General features: G+C 57.7%; 20 protein-coding genes and 1 pseudogene. 6 read left to right on the top strand and 15 right to left on the bottom strand.

The annotated features are described in order from the left end of the window. Positions 1-79 precede the first annotated feature (79 nt). The 4 genes and pseudogenes from C7U61_RS05395 (at position 80) to C7U61_RS05380 (ending at position 4,914) form a co-directional block, all read left to right on the top strand. The gene (locus tag C7U61_RS05395) at positions 80-646 is read left to right on the top strand and encodes a chromate transporter (protein WP_106997132.1); all 567 of its coding nucleotides are present in this window, start codon (positions 80-82) and stop codon (positions 644-646) included. Next, entirely contained in the window at positions 643-1,173 is a 531-nt protein-coding gene (locus tag C7U61_RS05390; protein WP_106997131.1) for a chromate transporter, read from the top strand. Before C7U61_RS05395 ends, C7U61_RS05390 begins: the two co-directional genes overlap by 4 nt. Before the next feature lie 327 nt (positions 1,174-1,500). Beyond that, positions 1,501-1,716 carry a hypothetical protein gene (locus tag C7U61_RS05385; protein ID WP_106997130.1) on the top strand — a complete coding sequence of 72 codons (216 nt, stop codon included), beginning with the start codon at positions 1,501-1,503 and terminating at the stop codon, positions 1,714-1,716. A 171-nt stretch (positions 1,717-1,887) separates the two neighbouring features. Next, positions 1,888-4,914 (top strand): annotated as a pseudogene (locus tag C7U61_RS05380) (glycoside hydrolase family 38 C-terminal domain-containing protein). Positions 4,915-4,966: 52 nt separating this feature from the next. Here C7U61_RS05380 and C7U61_RS05375 read toward each other — a convergent pair. The 3 genes from C7U61_RS05375 to C7U61_RS05365 form a co-directional block, all read right to left on the bottom strand. Beyond that, a complete protein-coding gene (locus tag C7U61_RS05375) occupies positions 4,967-5,989 on the bottom strand; it encodes an ABC transporter permease (protein WP_106997129.1) in 1,023 nt (340 codons plus the stop codon). Continuing rightward, positions 5,973-7,493, bottom strand: coding sequence for a sugar ABC transporter ATP-binding protein (locus tag C7U61_RS05370; RefSeq protein ID WP_106997214.1), 1,521 nt, complete (start codon positions 7,491-7,493; stop codon positions 5,973-5,975). The genes C7U61_RS05375 and C7U61_RS05370 overlap by 17 nt, the downstream gene beginning before the upstream one ends. 151 nt (positions 7,494-7,644) lie before the next feature. Further along, on the bottom strand, positions 7,645-8,631 hold the full coding sequence (locus C7U61_RS05365) for a sugar ABC transporter substrate-binding protein (protein ID WP_106997128.1): 987 nt from the start codon (positions 8,629-8,631) through the stop codon (positions 7,645-7,647). Between the two features lie 316 nt (positions 8,632-8,947). Between C7U61_RS05365 and C7U61_RS05360 the strand changes: the two genes are divergently transcribed. Beyond that, positions 8,948-9,958, top strand: a complete 1,011-nt coding sequence (locus C7U61_RS05360; protein WP_106997127.1) for a LacI family DNA-binding transcriptional regulator — start codon at positions 8,948-8,950, stop codon at positions 9,956-9,958. 130 nt (positions 9,959-10,088) lie between these two features. On the opposite strand, the gene C7U61_RS05355 is transcribed toward C7U61_RS05360, so the two are convergent. Further along, positions 10,089-11,219 carry an AraC family transcriptional regulator gene (locus tag C7U61_RS05355; RefSeq protein ID WP_106997126.1) on the bottom strand — a complete coding sequence of 377 codons (1,131 nt, stop codon included), beginning with the start codon at positions 11,217-11,219 and terminating at the stop codon, positions 10,089-10,091. 505 nt (positions 11,220-11,724) lie between these two features. Here C7U61_RS05355 and C7U61_RS05350 point away from each other — a divergent pair. Further along, on the top strand, positions 11,725-12,045 hold the full coding sequence (locus tag C7U61_RS05350; protein WP_106997125.1) for a hypothetical protein: 321 nt from the start codon (positions 11,725-11,727) through the stop codon (positions 12,043-12,045). A 132-nt stretch (positions 12,046-12,177) separates the two neighbouring features. Here the strand turns inward: C7U61_RS05350 and C7U61_RS05345 are convergent, their stop codons facing one another. The 11 genes from C7U61_RS05345 to C7U61_RS05295 all read right to left on the bottom strand — a co-directional run bounded on the left by C7U61_RS05345 (position 12,178) and on the right by C7U61_RS05295 (position 23,725). After that, a complete protein-coding gene (locus C7U61_RS05345; protein ID WP_106997124.1) occupies positions 12,178-12,675 on the bottom strand; it encodes a DUF995 domain-containing protein in 498 nt (165 codons plus the stop codon). 30 nt (positions 12,676-12,705) lie between these two features. Continuing rightward, positions 12,706-13,653 carry a glycosyl hydrolase gene (locus C7U61_RS05340; protein ID WP_106997123.1) on the bottom strand — a complete coding sequence of 316 codons (948 nt, stop codon included), beginning with the start codon at positions 13,651-13,653 and terminating at the stop codon, positions 12,706-12,708. 17 nt (positions 13,654-13,670) lie between these two features. After that, the gene (locus tag C7U61_RS05335) at positions 13,671-14,210 is read right to left on the bottom strand and encodes a DUF995 domain-containing protein (RefSeq protein WP_106997122.1); all 540 of its coding nucleotides are present in this window, start codon (positions 14,208-14,210) and stop codon (positions 13,671-13,673) included. Positions 14,211-14,452: 242 nt separating this feature from the next. Beyond that, on the bottom strand, positions 14,453-16,285 hold the full coding sequence (locus tag C7U61_RS05330) for a glycosyltransferase family 2 protein (RefSeq protein WP_106997121.1): 1,833 nt from the start codon (positions 16,283-16,285) through the stop codon (positions 14,453-14,455). Next, positions 16,282-17,268, bottom strand: coding sequence for a UDP-glucose 4-epimerase GalE (gene galE / locus C7U61_RS05325; protein ID WP_106997120.1), 987 nt, complete (start codon positions 17,266-17,268; stop codon positions 16,282-16,284). Before galE ends, C7U61_RS05330 begins: the two co-directional genes overlap by 4 nt. Continuing rightward, a complete protein-coding gene (locus C7U61_RS05320) occupies positions 17,268-18,281 on the bottom strand; it encodes a UDP-glucuronic acid decarboxylase family protein (RefSeq protein ID WP_106997119.1) in 1,014 nt (337 codons plus the stop codon). The genes galE and C7U61_RS05320 overlap by 1 nt, the downstream gene beginning before the upstream one ends. Positions 18,282-18,827: 546 nt before the next feature. Then, the gene (locus tag C7U61_RS05315) at positions 18,828-19,166 is read right to left on the bottom strand and encodes a hypothetical protein (protein WP_106997118.1); all 339 of its coding nucleotides are present in this window, start codon (positions 19,164-19,166) and stop codon (positions 18,828-18,830) included. 18 nt (positions 19,167-19,184) lie between these two features. Then, positions 19,185-19,739: an ATP-binding protein gene (locus tag C7U61_RS05310; protein WP_106997117.1), complete on the bottom strand. Its 555-nt coding sequence runs from the start codon at positions 19,737-19,739 to the stop codon at positions 19,185-19,187. A gap of 4 nt (positions 19,740-19,743) precedes the next feature. Next, the gene (locus C7U61_RS05305; RefSeq protein WP_106997116.1) at positions 19,744-22,104 is read right to left on the bottom strand and encodes a SpoIIE family protein phosphatase; all 2,361 of its coding nucleotides are present in this window, start codon (positions 22,102-22,104) and stop codon (positions 19,744-19,746) included. Continuing rightward, positions 22,101-23,276 carry a class I SAM-dependent methyltransferase gene (locus C7U61_RS05300; RefSeq protein ID WP_106997115.1) on the bottom strand — a complete coding sequence of 392 codons (1,176 nt, stop codon included), beginning with the start codon at positions 23,274-23,276 and terminating at the stop codon, positions 22,101-22,103. Before C7U61_RS05300 ends, C7U61_RS05305 begins: the two co-directional genes overlap by 4 nt. Next, positions 23,273-23,725 carry a ubiquinone biosynthesis methyltransferase UbiE gene (locus C7U61_RS05295; protein WP_245410748.1) on the bottom strand — a complete coding sequence of 151 codons (453 nt, stop codon included), beginning with the start codon at positions 23,723-23,725 and terminating at the stop codon, positions 23,273-23,275. The genes C7U61_RS05300 and C7U61_RS05295 overlap by 4 nt, the downstream gene beginning before the upstream one ends. Positions 23,726-23,766: the final 41 nt, after the last annotated feature.

The following is a 23,766-nucleotide window of genomic DNA, read 5'->3' as shown; positions in this document are numbered from 1 at the left end:
TGATTGATCCATATATTGGACGCATGGGCGGTAAAAGCCTATTTTGACGCCTGCTCGACATAAACATATAGGCCACGACATGGATGCCATTTCTCATTCCAGTGCTGCTCAACGCGAGGGACCGACAGTCGCGGAGCTCTTTCACGGCTTTTTCAAGCTCGGTCTTATCGGTTTTGGCGGGGTCCTGCCGCTGGCACGCCGCATGGTGGTCGAGGATCGTAAGTGGCTGACCGGGGAGGAATTCACTGAACTTCTCGGGCTCTGTCAGTTCCTGCCGGGCGGCAATATCATCAACATGGCGGTTGCGATCGGCTCGAAGTTTCAGGGCGTGGCGGGGGCTTTTTCAGCTCTTTTCGGCCTGATTGTCGCGCCGACGGCGATCGTGATCGGCCTCGGCGTCGTGTATGACCATTTCAATAGTGATCCGCGCATCCAACACATGTTCGCAGGCCTTGCCGCGGCGGCGGCGGGTCTGCTGATTTCGATGGCCGTGAAGATCGTCCTGCCGCTGCGCCGCAAGCCGGTCACCCTGGTCATTGCGGCCGTTTGCTTTGCCGCGATCGCCATAGCCGGCTTGCCCTTGCTGCCGACCATGCTGGTTCTAGCACCCCTCAGCATTCTCGCCATCTGGAAGTTCGAAGCATGACTGCGACTTTGTTTGCTCTCACAATCATTTTCACCCAGCTTTCGCTGCTGGCTTTCGGCGGCGGCAATTCCATTCTCCCTGAAATGCACCGGCAGGTGGTTGACGTACAGCATTGGATGACGGCGCAGCAATTCGGTGCGCTGTTCGCCCTGGCGCAGGCGGCTCCCGGTCCGAATCTGATGGTCGTGCCCCTGGTCGGCTGGCATGTTGCCGGATGGGCGGGCGTGCTGGTCACTTCCGCGGCAAAGTTCGGGCCTTCTTCAGTCTTGACCTATCTGGTGCTTCATCTCTGGAACCGCTTCAAGGACAGGCCGTGGCGCAAGATCGTGCAGGCGGGATTGGTGCCGATGACCGCCGGGCTTGTCACCGCCAGTGCGGCTGTCATCACCGAGGCGTCGACCCAAGGGTGGATTCTGGCGGCAATCGCGGCCGCTGGCGCGCTTGTTCTTTCGACGACGCGCGTGCATCCGCTCATCGTTCTGGGCATTGGCGCATTGATCGGCTTGAGCGGCATCGGCCAGCTATGAGGCAGAAATCGTCCGACGGCAGATTTCGGTGCAGATACCCTTCAGATTGCCAGGGCCTATTTTTTCGAGCGGCGCGCTGCGGTCGTTCGAGTGGCTGCTGCCAAGAATAGGGAATTGCCGTCGAAACGGAGGAAAAATTGATCCGCCGCGACCCGCTTCCCTCTTGCAGGCCGAGCGTTTGTACTGCCGCAACATTTTTGTCGAAATGAACCCTCACGCATTTGTGACAGTTTCCATGATTCCGGGGATATCTTTGCGGCAAATCAGGACTAAAGTGTCGGCACTCGTTCTATCTCAAAGGCGCCCCGACTTTTGGAAGAGAATCCCATGCAGCAGCGGAAAAGCGTATCGGTTGAAGAACTTCCCGAGAATACGGCACTTGCAATATATGAGCTGATCGGCGGGACGTTCCGCAACTATTCCGAGGTCCTGTACATTCGCGTACCGGATGTGACCGATGACGGCAAGTCCATGGGCGGCATTGAAATTACCATCCGCAAGACGGCTTTTGCTGGATCGCTGCCTGCGGCTTCACCAAGGTAATAAACATCTCTCCTCGAACGAACTCCGAGCGTGTTCTGGCGGCGGTGTAACTTAATCTAGTTCCGGCTGTGCGATCCGCTGGGAGGAGATGGGGCGCGGGGCCGGCAACTTATTTGCGTCGATATATTCCCTCCTCCGCCTTCAGTTGCCGATTTTTAGATAGGACCAGCCATGTCTCTCACTATTGCCCAACGTCTCGATCGCCTGAAAGTCCGCACTGCCGAGCTTGCGTATTGGCGTGACCGGCAAAGCCTCGCGATCGACGGGTGGACCTTCGATGGGGAACCAATCGCACATCATCAGGATTGGCCGCGCCGCAACGGGACGGTTCGCTTCGCTGCCAAGGCAAAGGCGCCGCAGGACTGGCCGCTCGAACAGATCCGCCTGCAGCTCGATCTCGGCGGCGAGAGCCTGCTGACGCTGCGCTACCCTGATGGCGAAAAGGAGACTTTCGGACTCGACCCCCATCACCAGGAGTTTCCGATCAAGGGTAGGGATTTTCAGATCGCGACCGAAAGCGTCGCGCGCTTTCCGTTCGGCGAGCCGAACAGGGCGCCGAAGCTGAACAGGGCGCGCTTGATCTGGCTGGATGAAGCCGTCCACCGGCTGCATCTCCTGTTGCAGCAGATCGGCGAAGCGGCCGATATTCTTGACGGCCATGAAGTCGTGCCGCATCTGATTGACGCCGGCGAACGGGCGCTGCGCAGCCTCGATTGGCCGTCGGATACATCAGCCTATATCTCGCGCACCTCAGAGGCGGCGATGCAGCAGAAGATCTGGGAACTGCCGGAGCTTCAGGACAGTCCGGCCGGTCTCAGCGAAGCACAGAGTGCTTCGGCAACTGCTGCTTATGATCGCCTGCTGGCTCAGCTGAAGGAACTTCAGAAGCGTTTTCCGCAAAATGGCGAGCTGCTGCTGACTGGCCATGCCCATATCGATCTGGCCTGGCTTTGGCCCTATGGCGAAACGCGCCGCAAGATGCGCCGCACCTTCAACACCGCGCTTTCGCTGATGGAACGCTCCGACGATTTCCGCTTCAACCAATCGACCGCGCAATATTATGCGCAGATCGAGGAAGATGATCCGGAACTGCTCGAGCGGATCAAGAAGAAGGTGGCCGAAGGAAAATGGGAAACGGTCGGCGGCATGTGGGTCGAGCCCGACACCAATATGCCCACAGGCGAGAGCCTCGTGCGCCAGGTGCTTTATGGCCAGCGTTATTTCGAAAAGCATTTCGGTCTGCGTCACAGCGTCTGCTGGCTGCCCGACTGCTTCGGCTTCTCGGGCGCCCTGCCGCAGATCCTGCGGCTCGGGGGCATCGACAGTTTCTTCACGATCAAGGTGAACTGGAGCGAAAGCAATCGCATTCCGTCCGACCTGTTCTGGTGGAAGGGGCTCGACGGCAGCAAGGTTCTCACTCATACGTTCGATAATCCCATGGAAGGCTATAACGGCTTCGTGCAGCCGGATTGCTTCGTGCCGACCTGGAAGAATTTCCGTGGCAAGACGCAGCATGACACCTCGCTGCTCGCCGTCGGCTATGGCGATGGCGGCGGCGGTGTCACGCCGGAAATGGTGGAGCGCGAAGCGCAGCTGCGCGATTTTCCGGCAATTCCGAAGGCGCGTTGGGGCACGGTAAGGGAATACTATGAAAAGGCGCATCGCACCGCTGAGGAAAAGGAGCTTCCGGTCTGGGATGGAGAAATCTATCTCGAACTGCACCGCGCGACGCTGACGACGCAAAGCGGCGTCAAGCGCAGGCACCGCCAGGCCGAACGCGCCCTGATAACGGCGGAGACGATTGCCTCGCTCGCCCATCTGCTGGGTGCTGTCAAACCTAAAAGCCTAGAGGCGGATTGGCGCGTCGTTCTGAAGAACGAGTTTCACGATATCCTGCCCGGATCGAGTATTCGCGAGGTCTATGCCGATGCCGAACGGGAACTTGACGGCGTGATCGACAATGCCAAGGCGGAGTAGATCAGGTCCCTGACGACGCTGTGTGCCCATCTTCCGGCCGGCGGAGTCACGGATGCGCTTGTTGTCGTCAACCCCTCGCTTTCACCACGCCCGCTCACCGCAACGCTGCCTGATGGAACGGTTCTGGCCTCCGCCGATCCTGTCGCACCTCTTTCCGTCGCGGTCTTCGATCGCAAGGCGCTCAGGCCGGCCGGGCAACTGAAAGCCGATGCTCATCGCCTCGAAAACGAGCATTTGTCGGTTATCATCGGCGAGGATGGTGCCGTATCAAGCCTTGTTCATAAGGCAACGGGACGAGAAGCAGTCGAAGGGGCTGCCAACCAGCTCTGGGTCTATCCCGCCGACAAGCCGCGCAACTGGGATGCCTGGGACGTGGATGCCGATTATGCCGAGAAAGGCATTCGGCTGGATCGGCCCGAGAGCATCCGCCTGGTTGAGGAGGGACCGCATCGCGCCGCCATCCAGGTTGTCTATAGATATCGCAACTCGACCGTGACCCAGCTTTATGTTCTGACGGCCAATGCCCGCAGGCTGGATATCGAAACGACCATCGACTGGCACGACCGGCGAACGCTGCTGAGAACCCTCAATCCGGTCGCCGTGCGGTCGCGCAACGCCACTTTCGAATGCGCCTTCGGTGCCGTCGAGCGGCAGACGCATACCAACACCTCCTGGGAGCAGGCGATGTTCGAGGCGGCGGCGCATCGGTTCGTCGATCTCAGCGAACCGGGCTTCGGCGTTGCCCTGCTCAATAATGCCAAATACGGCCACAGCGCTCGCGGCAATGTCATCGGCATGAGCCTCGTGCGCTCACCGATCTATCCCGATCCGCTTGCCGACGAAGGCCAGCAGAGTTTTACATATGCGCTGATGCCGCATGAGGGCGCCTGGTATGACGGCGGCGTTCTATCGGAGGCAATCGATCTCAACCAGCCGCTGGTCAGCATGGAGGCAAGCGGTCTTGCCGCCGGCACCTTGTCCCCGCTTGGCATCGAAGGCACCCCAGTCGCCTTCTCCGGCCTAAAGCCGGCCGAGGAAGGAGAGGGCCTTATCCTCCGGCTTTACGAACCGGCCGGCCGGCGCGGCCGCCTGTCCCTGGCCTTACCGTCCGGATGGGAGGCTTCGGGCCCGCTGAACATCCTGGAAGAGGCGATCGAACGCACCGGCCCTGCCGACATCATGCCGTTTGAAATCCGGACCTGGAAGTTACAGCGGACCTGACGGCAAAGTTCGGTCTTGATGGGCCATCGCCTTGCTCCAAAGAGCCGCCTCGTCAGCGGCTCTCCAATATCCGCATCAGCCGGCCGCGATAGCTGTCGAGAATGACGGCCAGCACGATGACGGCGCCGATGACGATCGGCTTGATGTTGTCGTCGGCCCCCAAGAGCTGAAGCCCCGTGGACAGCACCTGCAGAATGCAGGCACCAACCAGCGTTCCGATGATCGAGCCCTTGCCGCCGGAGAGACTCGTGCCCCCGATGATGACGGCTGCGATCGCATTCAATTCATAGCCGATGCCCGCAACAGGGCTACCGACATTGAGGCGGAGCAGGTAGATCATGGCAGCAATGCCGGCGGTCAGTCCGGAAATGGTAAAGACCGCGATCTTGTATTTCTTCGGCTCGTGGCCGGAGAGGCGAACCGCCTCCTCATTCGTCCCGATTGCGAAGACGAAACGCCCGAACACCGTGTAGCGCAGCACGAACCAGCCGATGAGAACAACGACGATCGCGATCAGGAAGATTGACGGAAGAACGCCCCAGAAGATCAGATTGCCGAAATCGACGAAGGGCTGCGGCAGGCCTGTGATGGTGGAGTTGTCGCTGACAACGCGGGCAAGTCCGCTTGCGACGTTGAGCATGCCGAGCGTGACGATGAAGGATGGAAGTTTCCACTTCTCGCAGATCCATCCATTGACGGCACCCAGGATCGCGCCGGTACCCATCGAGGCGAGCGATGCGAGAGCGATCGCCTGCCAGGGAGAAAACCTCGGATCGATCATGATCGTCGCGCCGATGACGGTGCAAAGCGCCAGCAGCGATCCGACGGAAAGATCGATACCGCCCGTGAGGATGACGAAGGTCATACCGGCAGCAAGCACCGTGTTGATGGCGATCTGCACGAAGATCTTCAGGAAGTTCTCCGGCGTCGCGAAATAGGGCGCCGTCAGCGAGAAGAAGATCAAAATCAGCACGAGGGCGATGGCGACGCCGGCCTCTTTCATCGAGATCCGGATGAGCTTGTCCCAGACGCTGGCCTCTTTCGCCTCGATCGTCTTTTCAATGTTGCCGGACACGACTGTACTCCTTGTAAGCGAGCGAGAGGATCCTGCTCTCGTCAAATTGATCCCGGGGTATTTCGCCGGCTATCTTGCCGTCCGAGAAGACGATGATGCGATGGCAGATGCTCATGAGTTCCGGCAGGTCCGAAGACACGACGAGAACGCCTTTTTCCTCAGCGGCAAACTTCCACAGAAGCTCGTAGATTTCCGCCTTGGCACCGACATCGATGCCGCGCGTCGGCTCGTCGAAGATCAGCACCTTGGGGCCGCGAAATAGCCATTTGGCGATGACGACCTTCTGCTGGTTGCCGCCCGAAAATGTCCTGACAGCCTGATGGATGGACGGTGTCTTGATCCGCAATTCACGCACGAGGCGCTGCGAGGAATCGTCCTCCGCCTTGCGCAAGATCAATCCGTTACGGGAAATCTTGCCGAGATTGGTAATCGTGGTGTTTTGCGCACAGCTCATATCGAGCATGAGGCCTTGAATCTTGCGATCTTCGGTCGCGAGACACAGTCCGGCTGTTACGGCGTCCTTGGGTGAGGCAATCTCGACCGGTTTGCCATCTATGCGGATTTCGCCTGCAGCCTTGGCGTCGGCGCCGAATATGGCCCGGACCGCCTCCGTGCGGCCGCTGCCGACAAGCCCGGCAATGCCGACGATTTCCCCCTTTGCGACGGCAAACGACAGTTCCGGGCTATGGCTCGTCACTTTGAGGCCGGAGACGCCGAGCGCCTCGCCGGAGATGGTGCTGTCGCCGCGGAAGGCGTCGTGCTGGGCGAGTTCGCGCCCGACCATGAGTTCGACGATTTTCGGAATTCCAAGCCCTGCGAGCGGCCGCGTGATCACATGCTGTCCATCGCGCAGGATGGTGACATCGTCGCCCACCTCGAAGATCTCTTCGAGCCTGTGCGATATGTAAAGCGTGGTGACGCCGCGCGCCTTTAGCCGCTTGAGAATCTCGAAGAGACGATCAACTTCCTTGGAGGTCAAGGTCGCGGTCGGTTCATCGAGAACCAGAAGCTTGCTTTCGTTGGAGAGCGCCTTGGCGATTTCGAGAAGCTGAAGCTGGGCGACGCTCAAGCTGCTGGCAAGGGTCGTCGGCGCGACGTTGAGGCCGACTTCCGCCAGCAGTTCCGCCGCCCGAGCGTTCATTTGCCTGTAGTTCACCAGACCATATCGGCGCGGCAGATGCTCAAAGAGGAGGTTTTCGGCGACGGTGAGATTGGAAAGGGGATGCAGCTCCTGGTGAATGACCCGGATGCCGGCTTGGAACGCCTCGAGCGGAGAGGAGGGATGATAGGCTTTGCCGTCGAACAGAATGCGGCCGTCATCCGGCTTGAAGACGCCGCCAAGCAGATTGATCAGGGTCGATTTGCCGGCACCGTTTTCACCGAGAAGAATGTGACCCTTGCCGCGACCGATCTCTATGGAGACATCCTTCAGAGCCACGACGCCCGGGAAGCGCTTGCCTATTCCTTCCAGCTTCAGGATGGCATCGTCTGTTGTTTCTGGCACGTCCACCTCTGCGTGTTTCAACTCTGGCAATGGCGACCTTCTGCCTTGCGGCAACGTCCGGGCTTTTCTGAGCGACTATAAGATCGACCGCGAAGCGGATGCGCCGGCAAGCTGCCGGCGCATCCTCGCCCGTAAAGCCTTTGTTCTTCGGCTATTTGAGGTCCTTGGCGGTGACGAGCGTCACATCCGTTTTGACCCAGCCGGTGAATTTTTCGCCGGCATATTCGCGAAGGCCGTACTTGATGCCCATGGCCGCCATTTCCGCGCCATATTGTTCGACGGTGGCAAGCATCTTGCCATCCTTGATCAACGGCTTGACGGAGGGGATGTTGTCGAAGCCGACTACCTTGATCTTGCCCGCCTGGCCTGACGCATCGAGAGCCTTGACGACACCAAGGGCCATGGAGTCGTTCGCAGCCATGACGCCTTGAATATCCTTATATTTTGTCAGGAAATTCGTCATGACCGTGTTGGCTTCTTCGGTTTCCCAATGCGCGGTCTTGCTGTCGAGAAGCTGAAGCTTGCCGGCCTTGATGGAATCCATGAAGCCTTCCTTGCGCTCCTTGGCGTTGTCGGCCTCGGGATTGCCTTCCAGGATCACGACCTTTGCACCGGGTCCAAGATCCTTGGCCAGCGCATCGCCGGCAAGCTTGGCGCCGGCAGCGTTGTCAGGACCGAAGAAGGCGAGATCGATACCGGCTGCCTTCTTGGCATCGGCATCGAGCGGCACGTCGATATTGATGACCTTGACGCCGGCCTTCACTGCCTTGGCAAGCGGCGTGGCCATGGCCTTGGAATCGGCCGGTGCGACGACGATGATGTCGTATTTCTGCGTCACGAAATTCTCGACGGCGTCGACCTGAGCTGCGAAGTCCCGTTCGTCCTTCATGCCCACGGCCTTGAAGTCGAACTTGTCCTTGTTTTCGGCCGCATACTTGTCTGCGCCGGCCTTCATCTGCTTGAAGAACTCGTTGGACAGGGATTTCATGATCAGACCGACCTTCGGCTTGCCGGCCGCGAAGGCGGGCGACACCCCGCAGGACAGTGCAAGCACCAGAGTGCCGGCGAGTCCGAGTTTCAGTGCAGCGCGCCGCTGCGCGTTGATGAAGGCGGTTTCACGCTTGGTAGAATTGGACATTTCTCTCCTCTCGAACGGTCCTTGGCTCAGCTCCACCTGAGTTGTCCATGACAATGAACCGTTTCCACGCATATTGCGTAGCATGCCGCCGGAAATTGTCAAGGCGCGATCGGCATCGTCCGAAAACCTACTGAAATTTCAACTTTACCAAAGCTTCAAGAAAGGTATGATGAACCGTTTCCATTGGCCGAACATTTGTCCGCACAATGGAGGATCAGCTCGACAGGAAGCTTTTGACTAAGGCGGCGGAGACGATTAGCTGAGAGCCCGGATCAGCCGTCTCGGAAGATGAGATGAAGGGATATCGATAATCCATATGCCAAAGGTCGGAATTCGAGACGTTGCCAAGCTGGCGGGAGTTTCCACGGGAACCGTTTCAAGGGTTTTGAATGATCATCCTTCCGTGACGGATGAATTGAGGGTGCGGGTCAGGGGCATTATCGAGCAGCTCGGCTATATGCCCGACCCATCCGCCAGAAGCATGCGCAGCAAGGTGAGCCGTCTCATCGGCATCATCATTCCCGACCTGACCAATCCCTTTTTTTCGGAACTCGTCCAATCTGCGGAACAGGCGGCGGCAAGGCATGGCTATAACATCATCGTCATGACCTCCTTCGATCACGCGGATAAGGAAGCGGATCGGATCGGCCAGCTGACGAGCCGGAAGGTGGATGGCATCATCCTTGTTCCGAGCAATGATTTCCATACGCTCAAGCTGCCGAAGGGGCTGCCAATCGTCATCGTCGATCGCCTTCTGCCGGGATATTCCGGTATCGCGGCTAATCATCGCAGCGGCGTGCGCCTCGGTGTCGAGCATCTCGTGAAGCTTGGCCATCGCCGTATCGGCTTCATTTCCGGACCCAAAGACTCCATTCCTGCGAACGATCGTCTCAAGGGTTATCTCGATGCAATGGAGGCGGCAGGGGAGTTGACTGGCGGCAAGCAGAATGCGGTGCCGCTGATCGCAGAAGCTGCTTTCGACTATGAAAGCGGACGGTCTGCCGGAAACTATCTTCTCGCGCGCGCACGCCACGAGCGCCCGACCGCCATATTCGCAAGTTCCGACCAACAGGCGATTGGTTGCATGCGGGCAGCCCATGATTTGGGAATTCCGATCCCGGCTGCCCTCTCTATCGTCGGCTTTGACGGTATTCCGCTTGCAAGCATGACAATTCCACGCCTGACCACCGTGAAGCAGCCAATTCAGGAAATAGCTGCGGCCGCGGTAGCAGTCTTATTGAGCAGGGAGGGTGTCACGGGCAAGCCGCTCTTGTTGTCTTGCGAGATTTCAGAGGGCGAAACGACCTCGTCGCCGCAGCCGGATTGAAAGCGGGTGATGCCAGTGGTCGCAGCTGCCCTCATATCTGCATATTGATCAGCTTGTTTCAGCAGATCATATGCAGCAATATATGAGCTATTGTGTCGAAGCTGGCATATTGCTGGGAAGCTTATGCCGATCAAATACCGAGCGTGTTAAGCCAATCGCTGAAGGTGGATGTCTCCGTCATCTGCGGTAGGTGCTCTATCTTGCATTCGCCCGAATGCCTGCGGACCTCGCTTGGACTGTAGCCGAATTCATGTGTGAAGGCCCGGCTGAAGTTCGCCGCCGACTCGAAGCCGAGATTACTGGCTATATCTGCAATTTTCTGACCATTGCTAAGGTCGGCAAGGGCTGCGCGTGCAGCCAGAAGCCGTCTTCTGCGCACGTAGTTCAAAACACCGCCGGATGTCTGGAACAGCCCATAGAGTCTGGTTCGGGAGATTGCCAATTCACGGCTTAATGCTTCCGCGGTCAGGTCTGCTGAACCGAGATTGTTCTGGATAAAGCGACGAGCTTTCGTCATCAGACCGATCTCGGAGCTGCGATCGCCGGTCGTATGGTGGTCCACCAGTGGCGCAACGCTATGGAATATCATCTCTTCCAGCTGGTTGCGCACGCTGTGCAGGTCGTCCTTTGTCAGGCGGTTGAGGTTTGCTTCGAGGAAAGCGATGTAGTCAGCCAGCAGCTTGACGCGCGCACCCCCCAGGACAATGTTGTTGCTTGCTCCAGGCAGTCCGCCATGTTCGGCGAACAGATCGGAAGGCAGGATGAGCGCCACGGATTGCGCGCCTATGGTGCGGCCGTAAAACGGGCAGCCAAGTGCCCGAATTTCCATCATGCCGGGCTCGTTTTCGACCACGTGCCCATTGACGCTGGTCCATGTCTTGCCCGTGTGCAGAAAGGTGATTTGCCAATGATCTATGGCGCTGAAGCGTACTTTTTCTGCGGGGCGCTCATAACGGAAGGCAGGCGTTTGTTGCTGAATGAGAAGTGCCCCTTCCAAATTCCAGACGGTTTGACTTGCAGCAAATCCATCGTCGGCTTGGGTGCTTTCGGGAAGATAGGCATCGATCAGTGGCGCCATATGCTTCCGCCAAGCCGGGAATTGCTGGTTGGGAGCTTCATTGGCGGTGGAAAATGGCAGCGACACGAGTTCCGGCAGTTCTGCGGCGTTTTGGCAAAGCGGGCCTTCGGAAATGCGGGGCCACCGGCGCCTTTCGACAAGGGGCGGTTGGTCGGAGGCAGTCTCGGTTTTATCCCACATCATCGTAATAGCCTTTCGACGAAGCGTTCCAAATCGACTGGCGGTCGCCGCATATCCTAGCCACGAGCCGATGAAAGGGGCCGCAGCCTAGGGAGGCGACCGATGGTCGCCCAAAATGGTCCACGCGCGATAGGATAGACCATGTATATCTAAGATCTTCCCCGATCGTCGCAAAACAGCCCGAATCTCAGTCCATCCGAGCGTCCGCCGGATGGCGGACGGACCCAAGGGACGTGATTGCATCATGTCTTGATAAAATAATTCTGCCCTGTGATGCGCCTTGGCGGGTAACGCGAAGAAGTCTGTGGATGCCGGGGTCAAGCCCCTGTGCATCAATTGCATATCGCGCCAAGCTATAATCGCTGCAGGCAGCATTGTTTTATTTCTCCGCCCGAGGGCCGTAGGGAAATTAAGCAGATTTCGTTAATATTTTCAAGATATTTATAGAATTTGCTTAAATATTTTCCGCTCAAATACACAAGCAAAACTTATCAAGGAGAGTGAACTTATGAGTTTTTGGAAAAACTCTTGCAATCTAACTACCCGCAATCGAAAAATTGGTATTTCTCTTCCTGTAATTCTTGCGATCGCATTTTCGGCAGGTATGACCGCGAATGCAAACGCCGCCGATGGTGCGCATGGAAAGAATAAGACCATTCAACTGTATATGAAGAAATATCAAAAGAACGATGTCGTCTTCTACAGTGGAAGATCGCTTGCCAAGACGACCTCGGTTTCCGCTGAAGCCTACTTCAAAGGCTCTCCCTATATCTGCACGCCAAGCGGATTTGGAAAAACATCGCATTGCTACAATCGCGGTGCTTTCTAAGGTGAGCCAGCGACTGTCGGGCGGTGCGCCCGGCAAAAAATAGGGGCATTTCCCGGATGGCGGTTCGACGGAACAAGTGGGGACGCGTGCCGCCCGCTATCCAAGAAAAAGCCCCTATGTGAGTATTCGACTTCAACCGGGCAGATGTCTGCGAACATAATCGCCCGGTCGCAGTTTCAGAACTTCGTCATCATGTTTGATCGGATTATGACGGAACACATACCATTTTCCGCCTGATGCTCGTTTCTGATAGATGGTCCCAGCCTTCTCGCGATGCAGGAAGCAGGACACATTGGATGCTGCACTTTTCTTGCTGTACCAGACGGCGCTCATGCAGAGTTGACCGCGATCGGTCGCATACCAGGTGCCCTTTGCATAGGATTTTTGAGCGCCCGTGTGCGACCAGGCCGTAAATCGGCGGTGATGGCGAGAGAAGAAGCCAGCTCCGTCTTTCCATATCCAGGAGTGTCCTGCGTAGAGCTTTTTGAGCTCCTTTGCACTCATAGGCATGGCTTGGTGAGCCGCGTGCGCCGTCATTCGGTCGATATGACGATGTGTCGCCGCGTTCGCGGTGCCGACCAGCAGCATCGCGAACATGGTATTCAGGATTATGAAACGGAACCAGGACATCTATTTCTCCTCCATCTTTCATCATCGCCGTCAGTTCAGCAGAGGCGGTGTGGCGACTCGCCAATCCGGCCTGCCCAAACCATCCGGCCATGGATAGACTTCACGATCGTTGAAATAAACCACCGCTTGCAGGTTGGGGAATTCGGAATGCGGCTTGTTGGCTTCCTCGGCCCATGCGTGAACATAGGCTTCGTTGCCCTGGTAGCCCAATTCCGCGATCACGATCGGCTTCTTGAAGCGTTTCACACGGTCATAGCCGGGTTTAGTCGCTTCCACGAAGGTCGAATCCCGCCCGAGCTTGCGCAGATCGAACGGTTGGTAACCGAACACCGACAATCCGACGACATCGACGAATGAGTCACCGGGATAGTAGGCTTCGAGCCCCTCCTTGCCCATCGGCGACCACATGTACTTTGCCGTGGGAAGGCTCTTGCGGCAGACGTTGATTGCGTGCCTATAGGCTTTCACGTAGTCGTCCGCCTTCCAGTAGGCCCAAGTGAACTGTCCGTTCTTCTCGTCCATTTCATGAGCCCAGCGAATCGTGACGGGCGCTTTGAGCTTGGCGGCCGCGGAGCAGATCGCCGTCATGTTGGAATCGTAGTGACCCGCCAGAATTCCACTGAGGAGATCGGTTGGCGTGACCCGCCAGTCGCGGGCCCATGACCAGGGCTCGATCGTGATCAGCAGCGAGCGCCCGCGCTTGCGGGCATATTCGTCTGCCGTGCTCAGCGTCGATAGATCGACATCTTCCCAAGGCAGGAAGAGGTGCTCGATCTTCGGATTGGGGTCGTTGGAAAAGTCCCCGTTGGGATCATAGGCACCCCCCGGTAGCGATTGGGGAGTGATGATCGGCCTCTTGTCGTTGAAGAGAGGCCGGGTCTCGGCCTTTGCGTCCAGACCGTTGCTGGCAGCATATACGCCCCCGCAGAGGGCGCCAGCCGCAAGCAGAGCCGTCGTTAGTTTCGATAGGGTTTTCATCGCATTGCCTCCTTCCTCTATTCGGTCTTGCGGACGGTCAAAGAGGTCTTCAAGGCCTCCAGTCGTTGTGAGACCAGATCATCGGCGATGAGGTTTGTCGCCTCATCGGTTTTCTCGGTAATGGGATGGCGAAACACGAACCATGCTCCGCCAGCCTCGCGTTTCTGATAGATCGTTCCATCGAAGATGCGATGGATGAAGCAAGTCTTGGCCGTGAACTGGCCGTTTGCGGCATGCCAGGTTGCCTCCAGACACAGCCGGCCGTTGTCTGTCACAGCCCAGCGACCCTCAGCCCAGGATTGTCCGTCGCTTCCGTCGACCCAGGCTGAGAACCGACGGTCGGTATTCTGCATTCGGCCGGCGCCATCGGGCCAGCGCCAGCTCTTGTCGTGATAGAGCATGTAGAGTTCGGCTGCCGACATGGGCCTTGCACCCTCCGGCACCTTGGTCGTGGTCGCGGCTACGGCCGCATTGCCTGGGGTCGCAAGCCCGAGGACAATCGCGCATGCCAGCGACGCTGCGGCGGCCGGGGAGGTCTGTTTCCTTGCTGGTTTCATATTATTTCTCCCGTATTCGTGATTGGCGAGCCTTGGCACTCCTGCCCTCGCGGCTCGCTGCCGGTTCGCCCCCTGGCAATGTCGCGCAGCTTGGTTTGCGTGCTTGCCAACTTGCCTATGGCGGCGATTCGAGCGCCGATCTGGCGTGCATGGCTTGGTTCGGCCAACGCGCCGAGATCCTGTTAAGTTTCTAATAACTGCCGTCTCCATCTGCGTTCCGCCAAAGGGTTCCTCTATGAAGCTCAGTTGCCCGTGTCGTTCACGTGCCAGTGCGGATTGAGCACAATTCTGTGCAGTCCGCGACCGCCAATTCCTGCACCTGCCACTGAAAAGCGGTTGTCGAACAATACATAGCCATCGGTATCCCAAATCAGTGATTGTGCTCCGGCGCGGCCGTGCTCGGTGATGCCGACAAATGGCAGGGCAGTCAGAGCAATAAGGGCGCTGGCTAGCGCTGGCTGGTAAAAACGCTTGCTGGTGTTGAGCGTGTTTTCACGCGCATGCTGAACGATGATGACCAGCAGCAGCAAAGTGTAGATGGCGGCATTCATCGTGGCGAAGATATAGAAGCCGCTGCTCTCTTCCGCAGCACTGACGGATAGCACCGGCAGGATGGAGATAAGAGAGAGCATGGCATAAGGCGCAAGAACTCTGATTGGCAACGGATCGACGTCGGACGTACCCTTCGGAGTGACGCGGAAATCCACGAATGTTCCAGCCGTCCAATCGCGAATGGCAGCGAGAGCGCCCATGAGCGCCCATGGCCAGCGAGCAAACAGGAACAGCGTCATCTCCCAGCTCAAGATACTCGCATCGACTGGTCTGAACGTGTGCGTGCTGCGCCAGCGATAGGCAAACAGGATCAGCAGGAGAGATTGCGGCATGAAATGCAGCAGAAAGTCGGGATAGGAGACATTGACGAAGGTAGTTCCTCGGATAAGTGCGATGATCGGCATGATGAACATCAGCGCCATGAAGAGAGAAAACAGAGAATACCAGAGCTGCGAGAACAGGAACTGGATCTTCAGACGCAGCGGCAACCGTTTGATCAAGTTTGGCGAATACTGCAGCAGGATCATCATCAGGCTACGCGACCATTGAAACTCCTGGGTGATGAGGTCGGCAAACGTGCGCGGACCGTCGCCATGAGCAATGGCATCGAGCGCGTGAATGCCGCGCCAGCCATATGCATTCATCATTAGTGTGGTGGAGTGGTCTTCCGCCAGTTCAGGCCCCAGCCCGCCAATGCTCTCGAGGGCCTTGATGCGGACGGCATAGTGCGAGCCGATGCAAAGCGGCGACAGCCCATGATTGAACCCCACCTGAAGCGATCCATGCATGCTCGCTTCCGCATAGAGTCGGCCGCGAGCCGCCCAGCTCTCGTGGGCATTCTGGTCGCAAATGCTCGGGGCCGACACATAGCCGACCGCCGGATCGGCAAAGGGGCGGAGCATCTGGAAAAGATAGCCTTGCTCGGGCACATGGTCGGCATCGAGCTGCACCACGAAATCATAACCTTCATAGCCGTAGATATCGTAGAAGAAGGCGAGGTTGCCTTCCTTGCAGCGGGTGCGCCGCGGCCATGTCTGGCGGTGATAATCGTCCCGTCCCTTCCGGGTGGAAATCTGGACGCCATATTGCCTGCACCAATCCCGCGTCGAGGGCGAAGGATCTTCATCTGCGAGCCAGGTGTCGTGCGTGACCTCCTGCGCCAGCATGGCATCCAACGTTCGGGCGACAACCGAAAAGGGTTCCGATGGCGCTTTGGTCACCACCATGGCGATGCGGCTGCCGGCAGGAAGCCGCAATTCCCCGGTCGGCACTTCGGCGCGGAAGAAGACGATGATGAAATAGGCCGGAATGATGGTCACCCAGGCGAGCACCACGGTCACCAAAATCGATCCTATGGCGTCGACATGGTGCGCGGGTGCGAACCACCAGCTCCAGAAATAGCCGAGTGCGGCAAGCCACAGCGCGGCGCAAGCCGCGTATTCCGCGCGTTTGTGGCCTTGCAGCACCGGCGTCATCAAAGCCGGATCCTTCGTTACTTGAGCTCGTGTGCGGATCGATATCATCCCCGCATCTCCAACCCGAAGAAGGGAGCTGCAGTCCGGATGATCGTTTCGATGTCCGAATGTAGAGCGCGGAAGCCGAGTTTCTCGGCAGCAAGATCCGCGGCGGCATAAAGGGCGGGCGGATCACCCGGCCGCCGGCTATGCATGGCGATGGGAACCCGGCGGCCGCAAACGCGCTCGATCGCGCTGACGATCTCCTTGATCGACGTGCCGCGCCCGCTCCCTAAATTGACGGCGAGATTGTTTCCGCCGGCCAACAGATATTCGACCGCCAGGACATGCGCTCTGGCAAGATCCAGCACATGGATATAGTCGCGCACGCAGGTGCCGTCCGGCGTATCGTAATCCTCCCCATAAACTTCCAAGGTTTCGGTCCCGCCGGCCGCCGCCAGCAATGCACGGGGAATGAGATGCGTTTCGGGGTCATGCCATTCGCCGAGTTCCTGCTCTGGATCGGCGCCGGAAGCGTTGAAGTAGCGCAGCGCCACATAGGAAAGCCCGTAGGCCGCCGAATAATCGGCCAGCATATGTTCGGCAATCAGCTTGGTTCTGCCGTAGGGATTTATCGGTTGAGCCATTTCGCATTCGCGGATCGGCAGATGGGCGGGAATTCCGTAGATCGCGCAGCTCGATGAAAAGATCAGCTTATCCGTTTCCGTACGGCGGCACGCCTCCAGAACCGATAGCGTGCCGCTGACATTGTTGGCATAGTATTTCGCGGGGTTTTCAACGGACTCACCGACATAGGCCGAGGCGGCGAAATGTATGATTGCCGCGGGTCTATGCTCCTCGATCGTTCCGGTAAGATGGGATGTGTTGCGAATATCTCCTTCCACAAAGGGCCCCCAGCGTACGGAGGCGAGGTGGCCCGTCGAGAGATTGTCATAGACGACGGGCTCAAAGCCCTGGCGATGCAGGAGCTTCGCGGTATGGCTGCCGATGAAGCCGGCGCCGCCCACGACGAGTATTTTTTGCCTGCCCATCACGCAACCTCGAAAAGCTCGCTGCTCGGACGCACCAACTGGCGTTCGAAATACGCGATGGTGGACTTCAATCCATCCGCCAGGGCGACTGACGGTTCCCATCCCAGTTCTCGTTTCGCAACGGTGATGTCGGGACGCCGTTGGCGGGGATCGTCGATCGGTAAAGGCTTATGGACTATCTTCGACTTGGAGCCGGTGATCGCGATGACCTGTTCGGCCAGATCGCGCACGGTAAATTCCGCCGGATTGCCGAGATTGACAGGCGTATGGATGGTCGTTCGGTCGGCCATCAGGCGAATGAAGCCCTCGATCAGGTCGGCGACATAGCAGAAGGAGCGCGTCTGGGAGCCATCGCCATAGACGGTGATATCCTCGCCCTTGAGCGCCTGTACGATGAAATTGGAAACAACGCGGCCGTCGTCGGGGCGCATGCGCGGTCCATAGGTATTGAAGATGCGCGCAATCCTGATGTCGACGCCATGACGGGCATGAAAATCACGGAAAAGCGTTTCGGCGGAGCGCTTGCCTTCGTCGTAGCACGAGCGGGGGCCGAAGGAGTTGACGTTTCCCCAATAGTTTTCCGGCTGCGGATGCACGTGGGGGTCGCCATAGATCTCCGAGGTCGAGGCCTGGAAAATGCGCGCTTGATGATATGTGGCAAGCTCCAGCAAGTTGAGCGAGCCGAAAACGCACGTCTTCATCGTATGGATCGGATCGGCCTGATAGTGCGGCGGCGATGCCGGGCAGGCCAAGTTGTATATCTCGTCGACAGGCAGATCGAGTGAGGAGATGACGTCGTGGCGGATGAAACTGAACGTCTCGTAACGAAGCAGATGCCATAGATTGTCCATCCGTCCGGTCGAAAAATCATCCACACATATGACTTCGTGACCATCCTGCAGAAGTCGGTCACAAAGATGCGAGCCAAGGAATCCTGCGCCGCCTGCGACAAGGATTGCACGCCTCTTGGTATTGTTGAGTGATATACTTGTAGATTTGAACGCTATGCCCATCAAACCCTCCCGTAATTAGGCGCGTGCACGAGTATTCAGGGGAAGGCAAGCTGCCCTTCACCTGCGCCAGGTTTTTAAAACAAGGATTTATTGCTGCAATTTACGGTTATAATTTACAAATAATTAATAACGCTGTCGTTATCAGAGAATGCAGAAGCTTTGCATTCTGTCCATTTTTATCACCTGGAACATAAGTCCGAAGCTCAACTATTGTATGAAGAATTTCTGTATTGAAATATTGCTTTAGCTGGGATTGACCGTGTCTCTATTAGTTGTTTCGGTATATCGACGACTTTAGTTGCAGGGATGAGCAGGTCGATAGGTATAAGCGAGCTAACCGCGGTTCAACTCAAAAATCCGGTATCACGATGCGCCTCTTCGCTCCGCAAGGTCTTCGCGTTCAAGCTTTCTATGCCGGGACGGCTGCGATAAGGCCGTCAGCACTGGACGGCTAAAGAGTGTCGCCAGATCTGCCTCTTACGCTTTAGATCCTTGCTTTTGCATGCCGTTGCCGCAACGCCGCTGAGCGCCTTTGCACGGGATGCGTTAGGTCAGGCGCAAATCGAGGCGCGGATGCAGTTTTTTCAGGTTCGGTAGTGATTTCATCTGCCAGGGAATTTGCGAGGAGCCGCACACGGTGAGGTGAATATCTGGATGCTTCCGTGCTTCTATCGTCAGTTTGGCAAGCAGGTTGATGCCCGAAGAATTCAAGAATTGCAGACCGGTCAGATCGAAAGTCGCTTTTCCTCCACCCCCATGAAGAACCGTCCTGGCGAGATCATAGACCGGTGCATAGGCATCGGGACCAGCCAGGCGCATGGTGCCGTCAAAATATAAGACATTGCCTTCGGACCAGACGCGGAACGCTTCTTCTTTGATTTCCATACAGGGCCTCTCGCGGGTTCACGCCGATGAAATCGCCATGGCGGCATAGGTTTGGAGCGTGATCCACTTGTGGGGACCACCTTCATCGAATTGCCAGGCCAATTGAACCTGGTAGTCGCTCATCAATGTCAACAGTCCTAGCCCGGACGCATTGTCACCGGCAAGAACGCTTGCTTCGATCTGTTCTATGAGGAGGTCGCCGGGATCGCCAGCGGTGACCCTCAACAATAATTGCTGGAAGCGGACCATGGCTTCGCGGTCGATCAAATTCGCGGTCCGCATCCGGAAATAATGGCCATCCCTTAATGCCTCGATAAGGATCTCGCCCGGGGCACGGAATTTGATGGAATTTTCGATGAGTTCGTTGGTCAGGTAACCGATATCGTGCCGCACGGTCTTATATTGGCGCTCGGAGGAGCGGAAATCGAGCGCTATCGTCTCCGCGATAAAGTCCGAGGTCAAGGCCGAATGACGCCATGCCAGGTGAAGTGGCCCGTCATAGAGGCGGATTCGAAGAGCATTGGTGGGGTCGAACGAAACCAGACGTTCCTCGCCGAAAATTGCTGTCGTCATTTCCTCACCTGTGCCGCATTACCACAAGGGTGATATCGTCATGGATCTTATGGGTTCCGATATAGGCCATCAAATCGTCGAGTATGCCTTCGACGACTTCTTCCGCAGTTCCGCCATGCAGCCGTCGGGCATCCTCCAGAAGCCTATCGAAGCCGAACAACTCGCCCCTCGAATTCTCCGCTTCCGTGACCCCATCGGTATGCAGGACAACCATGTCGCCCTTTTCGAAGGGTATTTGCCGCGTGTCGATAAAGGGCGCGATATCAGGCTCAAGGCCGATGGGGAGGCCGAGGTCGCCTGTATCTATCCGCTCCACTTTGCCGTCCTGGCGAATAATGATCATGTCTTCGTGCTGACCGGATATCGTCAGCCTCTCGCCATCATAATCGAGAAACGACAAGGTAATATGCTTGTCTGTCCGGGTCCGTTCGATGTTCTTGAAGATGGCGCGGTTGAGATCGGTCAGGAATTTTGCGGGGTCCATCTCACCCGCCTCCAGCAGGGCGCGGGCGATTGATTGCACCATAAGCATGAGTACGCCGCTCTCAAGCCCGTGACCGGTCACGTCGCCGATGCCGATCTTCAGGTTGTTTCCGTTCTGCAGAACATCATAATAGTCGCCGCCGACTTCATCGGCCGGGCGCATGTAGGCGGCGATCTCCAGATTCTTGATCGCCGTCAGTTCTTTGGCCCGCGGCAGGACCATCAGCTGGATCTGCCTGGCGACGTTGAGTTCGGCAGCCAGCCGAAGGTTTTCATTCTTCAATTGACTATTGAGGGTGGAGATCTCTTCCTTGGCCGCCTCGATCTCCCTGGTCCGGTCGGAAACGAGCTTTTCGAGGTTTTCAGTGTGGAAGCTGATATCCTCCGCCATCCTGTTGAATGCGAGGCCGGCATCCGCCACTTCGTCCCTGGTCGAGATATCAACCCTGACCGAATAATCCTTCGCCTGTATGCGCTTGGCGGCGCTCGCCAGCGCGCTGATGCCGCTGGTGACGCGTTTCGAGGCGGCAAAGACCGCCGCCGTGACGATCATCAGGGACACCAGGACCGCCATGATCTGATAGAGCAGAATGCGGTTGGTCGCCCGCGATATCTCATCCTTGGCGGCGATGAGCGAGGCGTAGATCTCGCGCTCAGGCACCACGATCCCGAGCGACATGACCTCGCGCTTGACCGGTCCGTCCACCCAGAGATTGGTCGGGTGCAATTGCTTGACGACCGCGAGATAGGGAACGTCCTCTCCTTGTTCGCGGAGGCTGATGTGCTGGATCACACCATCGGCATCGAGCGGCAGTTTCGTGATGGCCTCTTGCGTGCTGTTGCGCAACGATCGGTCGAGACCGGTAACCCCCTTGGCGGCCGCGTCGTTGGCGGCGCGCAGGCCGATGATCTTCTCGCCGGCGGGATTGATTGCGACGACGTTTCCATTCGACATCGTCAGGAAGCCGAAGCCGGTTTGGGCAACTTTCACATGTTCAACGATTTCGGCAAGCTGCGTGAGTGTAATATCCGTGCCGGCCGCGCCGGCCACCTGATGCCGATCCGGCGTCCAGAGCGGATGGAAAAAGCTGACGATCAGCTTGCCGGTAATGGCGTCGGTATAGGGGGCCGTCTGGGTGATGTAATCGGCAACGGGGCGGGATGACGGGTCGGAGGCCCATTGCTGCCAGGATTCATAGAGGCCAGGAAAGAAGAATGTCCAAAAATCGGCGCTGTTGTGGCCCGGATAGAGGCGATCAAAGGTCTGCGCCTGCGTCGTATAGGGCGCAGTCCGGAAAATCGGGCGCTCCCTCGGGCCGATATAGTACATCTGCAGCTTCGATGCGCCGTTATGCAGCAGGGAAGGAGCAACCAGATCGAGCACCGCGCTCCATTCTATGTCGGCCTGTACCTGGGGGAGGGGATGGTGATCCTTATCGAGCAGGTAACCCCAGACGCTGATGACGGAGGGCGTGCCGGGCAGGTTCTGCGACCACCGGCCCGCCGGGTCGTAGGTCACCGTAACGGCGCCTGGAGACGCTCTGCTCATGGCAGCGCCGACATCGACGCTCCGCGCCGGATTGTCGATCTGTCCCTGCAGCACACCCGCCAGCGCCTTCACGTCGGAATGGACCTGATCGATCAGCAAACCGACCTCTGCGGCGGTCGAATCCGCATAGGAGCCGATATAATCCTGGCTCGCTTTCTCCAGGCCTTGTCCCACTTCCGTCGTGGCGTTGCGCGATAGCCGCTGAACGTTCCACAGCGCAAGACCACCGCTGACCATGAGGTCGAATAGGACCGCTCCCCCGACGACGAGCAGAAATTTAGCGCGAAATGAGCGCAGTCCGAGCCGTTGCTTAGCGATTGGCGCCCCCGTCATAACGGTTTCTGTCCCGAAGAAGCCCAAATCGGCCAGCCGGCATAGCCTCTTGGGTGGAGAGCGGCAAAAATATGATCGGCGAAACCTTGCTTGAATCGCTCGATAAATGCGGCCGAATCCCCTCTTCGGACCGCCATTTCATCGGCATAGACATTCTGCCATGCCGTGATGATGTCAGCAAAATCCTGGGGATCGCCGTCGAGATTCGTCACCATGAAGCTCTCCATCCGCACATCGGTAAAGCCGGCGTCCAGCAGCATGCGGCGGCCCTTGGGACCCATCTCGACATCCATATCGAAATGCGCGAACAGTTTCGCGACCTCGTTATAGGTCCATTGGATGCTTTCGGCTCTGGGCTCGCCAAGACAATGGGAGTTCTTCTCGTTGGTGATGTAGACCCTGCCACCCGGCTTGCATATGCGATAGAGTTCGCGAAGCAGAACATCCGGGCGGTCGAAGATCTGCAACGAGTGCCTGCAGGTCACGAAATCGAACTGGTCGCTCTCGAACAGCATCTGGGATGCATCGCCGTAGGTATATTCGATGTCGTGGACATCGAAGTCTTCTGCGACCTTGCGCGCATATTCCAGGCTGGGAATCGAATGGTCGAGGGCAACGATCCGCGCCGGCTTGAAATCCTTTCGCAGCAGCATGGCGAAATCACCGATGCCGCAGCAGATATCGGCGATGTGCAAGCCCTCGCGAAGGCCGTGCCGCGGCAATATCTCGCGCTCGTGCCGCCAGGTCATTTTCGTCTGGGTGCGGAGGATTGGGATGAAGCTCTGATTCTCCACGAATGTCTGGCCGGGATAGAAGGCGGAATCATAGATCTCGACGACGATGTTGGGTGACAGGTCGCTCAGATGACGAAACAGTCGCGACGCCCATGCGACGACGCTCGAAGCGACGACCGTCAGTTTGAGATCCGGCCTCGATCGCGTGGCATCGAGCAGGACATGCGTCAGGGCACGAAACGCCGTATTGTTCATGTGGATGACGCGCTTCAGATTGATGTAGCAGACGCCGTTTACCGTCTCGATACCATGGCGCAGCAGGGCGAGATCATCGGCAAGCTCCGAGACCGAATGCGGCCTGAGAACCCCGGCCAGCGAGAATTCCTGATTGTTGGCATCGAATTGCGCCGTGAAACGGCCAGAGGAGGGATTGCTCAATTGAGTAGCCTTTCGAGCGCGAGGTCCACCACGAAAGTCGTTATTTCCTTATCCCGAACGGACAGTTCGATATCGGCATCGTAATTGACGGCCAGGCCGAGAAGGATCGCATGCTCGGCACGCGCTGCGTCGTCGGTGATGACATCGAGATAGTTGGCAAGCGCCTGACCGTTTCTAATACGCTGAATGATTGCTTCATATGAATTGCGTTGCTCTGCCGAGCAGGGAAAGGCCAATTCGATCCGTTCGATCGAGCCGTTTCGATAGAAGCGGACGGTAAGGGCACCGCCGCTCTCTCTGGTGTGGAACGACATCTCGAAAAGCTCGTTCAGGGCTGCCGAAAGCAGATTGGCATGGCGGATGGGATCGTGGCGATCGTGGCTGACCATGCGAGCCACGTAAGCGGCGCATTGGTCGCAATGCGCCCAATCCGCCACCAAGGTTGCCATTTCCATCTCCAGTTCAAGCAATGGCTCGAAAGCCGCGTCCA

This window comes from Rhizobium sp. JAB6 (genome assembly GCF_003024605.1).
GTDB lineage: Bacteria > Pseudomonadota > Alphaproteobacteria > Rhizobiales > Rhizobiaceae > Rhizobium.
The sequence above is the reverse complement of the archived record's forward strand: the minus strand, read 5'-3'. Positions and strand labels throughout refer to the sequence as shown.

Coding starts and splice junctions, on each gene's coding strand:
- C7U61_RS05395 (WP_106997132.1), top strand. CDS start 80: ATGGATGCCATTTCTCATTCCAGTGCTGCTCAACGCGAGGGACCGACA.
- C7U61_RS05390 (WP_106997131.1), top strand. CDS start 643: ATGACTGCGACTTTGTTTGCTCTCACAATCATTTTCACCCAGCTTTCG.
- C7U61_RS05385 (WP_106997130.1), top strand. CDS start 1,501: ATGCAGCAGCGGAAAAGCGTATCGGTTGAAGAACTTCCCGAGAATACG.
- C7U61_RS05365 (WP_106997128.1), bottom strand. CDS start 8,631: ATGTCCAATTCTACCAAGCGTGAAACCGCCTTCATCAACGCGCAGCGG.
- C7U61_RS05360 (WP_106997127.1), top strand. CDS start 8,948: ATGCCAAAGGTCGGAATTCGAGACGTTGCCAAGCTGGCGGGAGTTTCC.
- C7U61_RS05355 (WP_106997126.1), bottom strand. CDS start 11,219: ATGATGTGGGATAAAACCGAGACTGCCTCCGACCAACCGCCCCTTGTC.
- C7U61_RS05350 (WP_106997125.1), top strand. CDS start 11,725: ATGAGTTTTTGGAAAAACTCTTGCAATCTAACTACCCGCAATCGAAAA.
- C7U61_RS05345 (WP_106997124.1), bottom strand. CDS start 12,675: ATGTCCTGGTTCCGTTTCATAATCCTGAATACCATGTTCGCGATGCTG.
- C7U61_RS05340 (WP_106997123.1), bottom strand. CDS start 13,653: ATGAAAACCCTATCGAAACTAACGACGGCTCTGCTTGCGGCTGGCGCC.
- C7U61_RS05335 (WP_106997122.1), bottom strand. CDS start 14,210: ATGAAACCAGCAAGGAAACAGACCTCCCCGGCCGCCGCAGCGTCGCTG.
- C7U61_RS05330 (WP_106997121.1), bottom strand. CDS start 16,285: ATGATATCGATCCGCACACGAGCTCAAGTAACGAAGGATCCGGCTTTG.
- galE (WP_106997120.1), bottom strand. CDS start 17,268: ATGGGCAGGCAAAAAATACTCGTCGTGGGCGGCGCCGGCTTCATCGGC.
- C7U61_RS05320 (WP_106997119.1), bottom strand. CDS start 18,281: ATGGGCATAGCGTTCAAATCTACAAGTATATCACTCAACAATACCAAG.
- C7U61_RS05315 (WP_106997118.1), bottom strand. CDS start 19,166: ATGGAAATCAAAGAAGAAGCGTTCCGCGTCTGGTCCGAAGGCAATGTC.
- C7U61_RS05310 (WP_106997117.1), bottom strand. CDS start 19,739: ATGACGACAGCAATTTTCGGCGAGGAACGTCTGGTTTCGTTCGACCCC.
- C7U61_RS05305 (WP_106997116.1), bottom strand. CDS start 22,104: ATGACGGGGGCGCCAATCGCTAAGCAACGGCTCGGACTGCGCTCATTT.
- C7U61_RS05295 (WP_245410748.1), bottom strand. CDS start 23,725: ATGGCAACCTTGGTGGCGGATTGGGCGCATTGCGACCAATGCGCCGCT.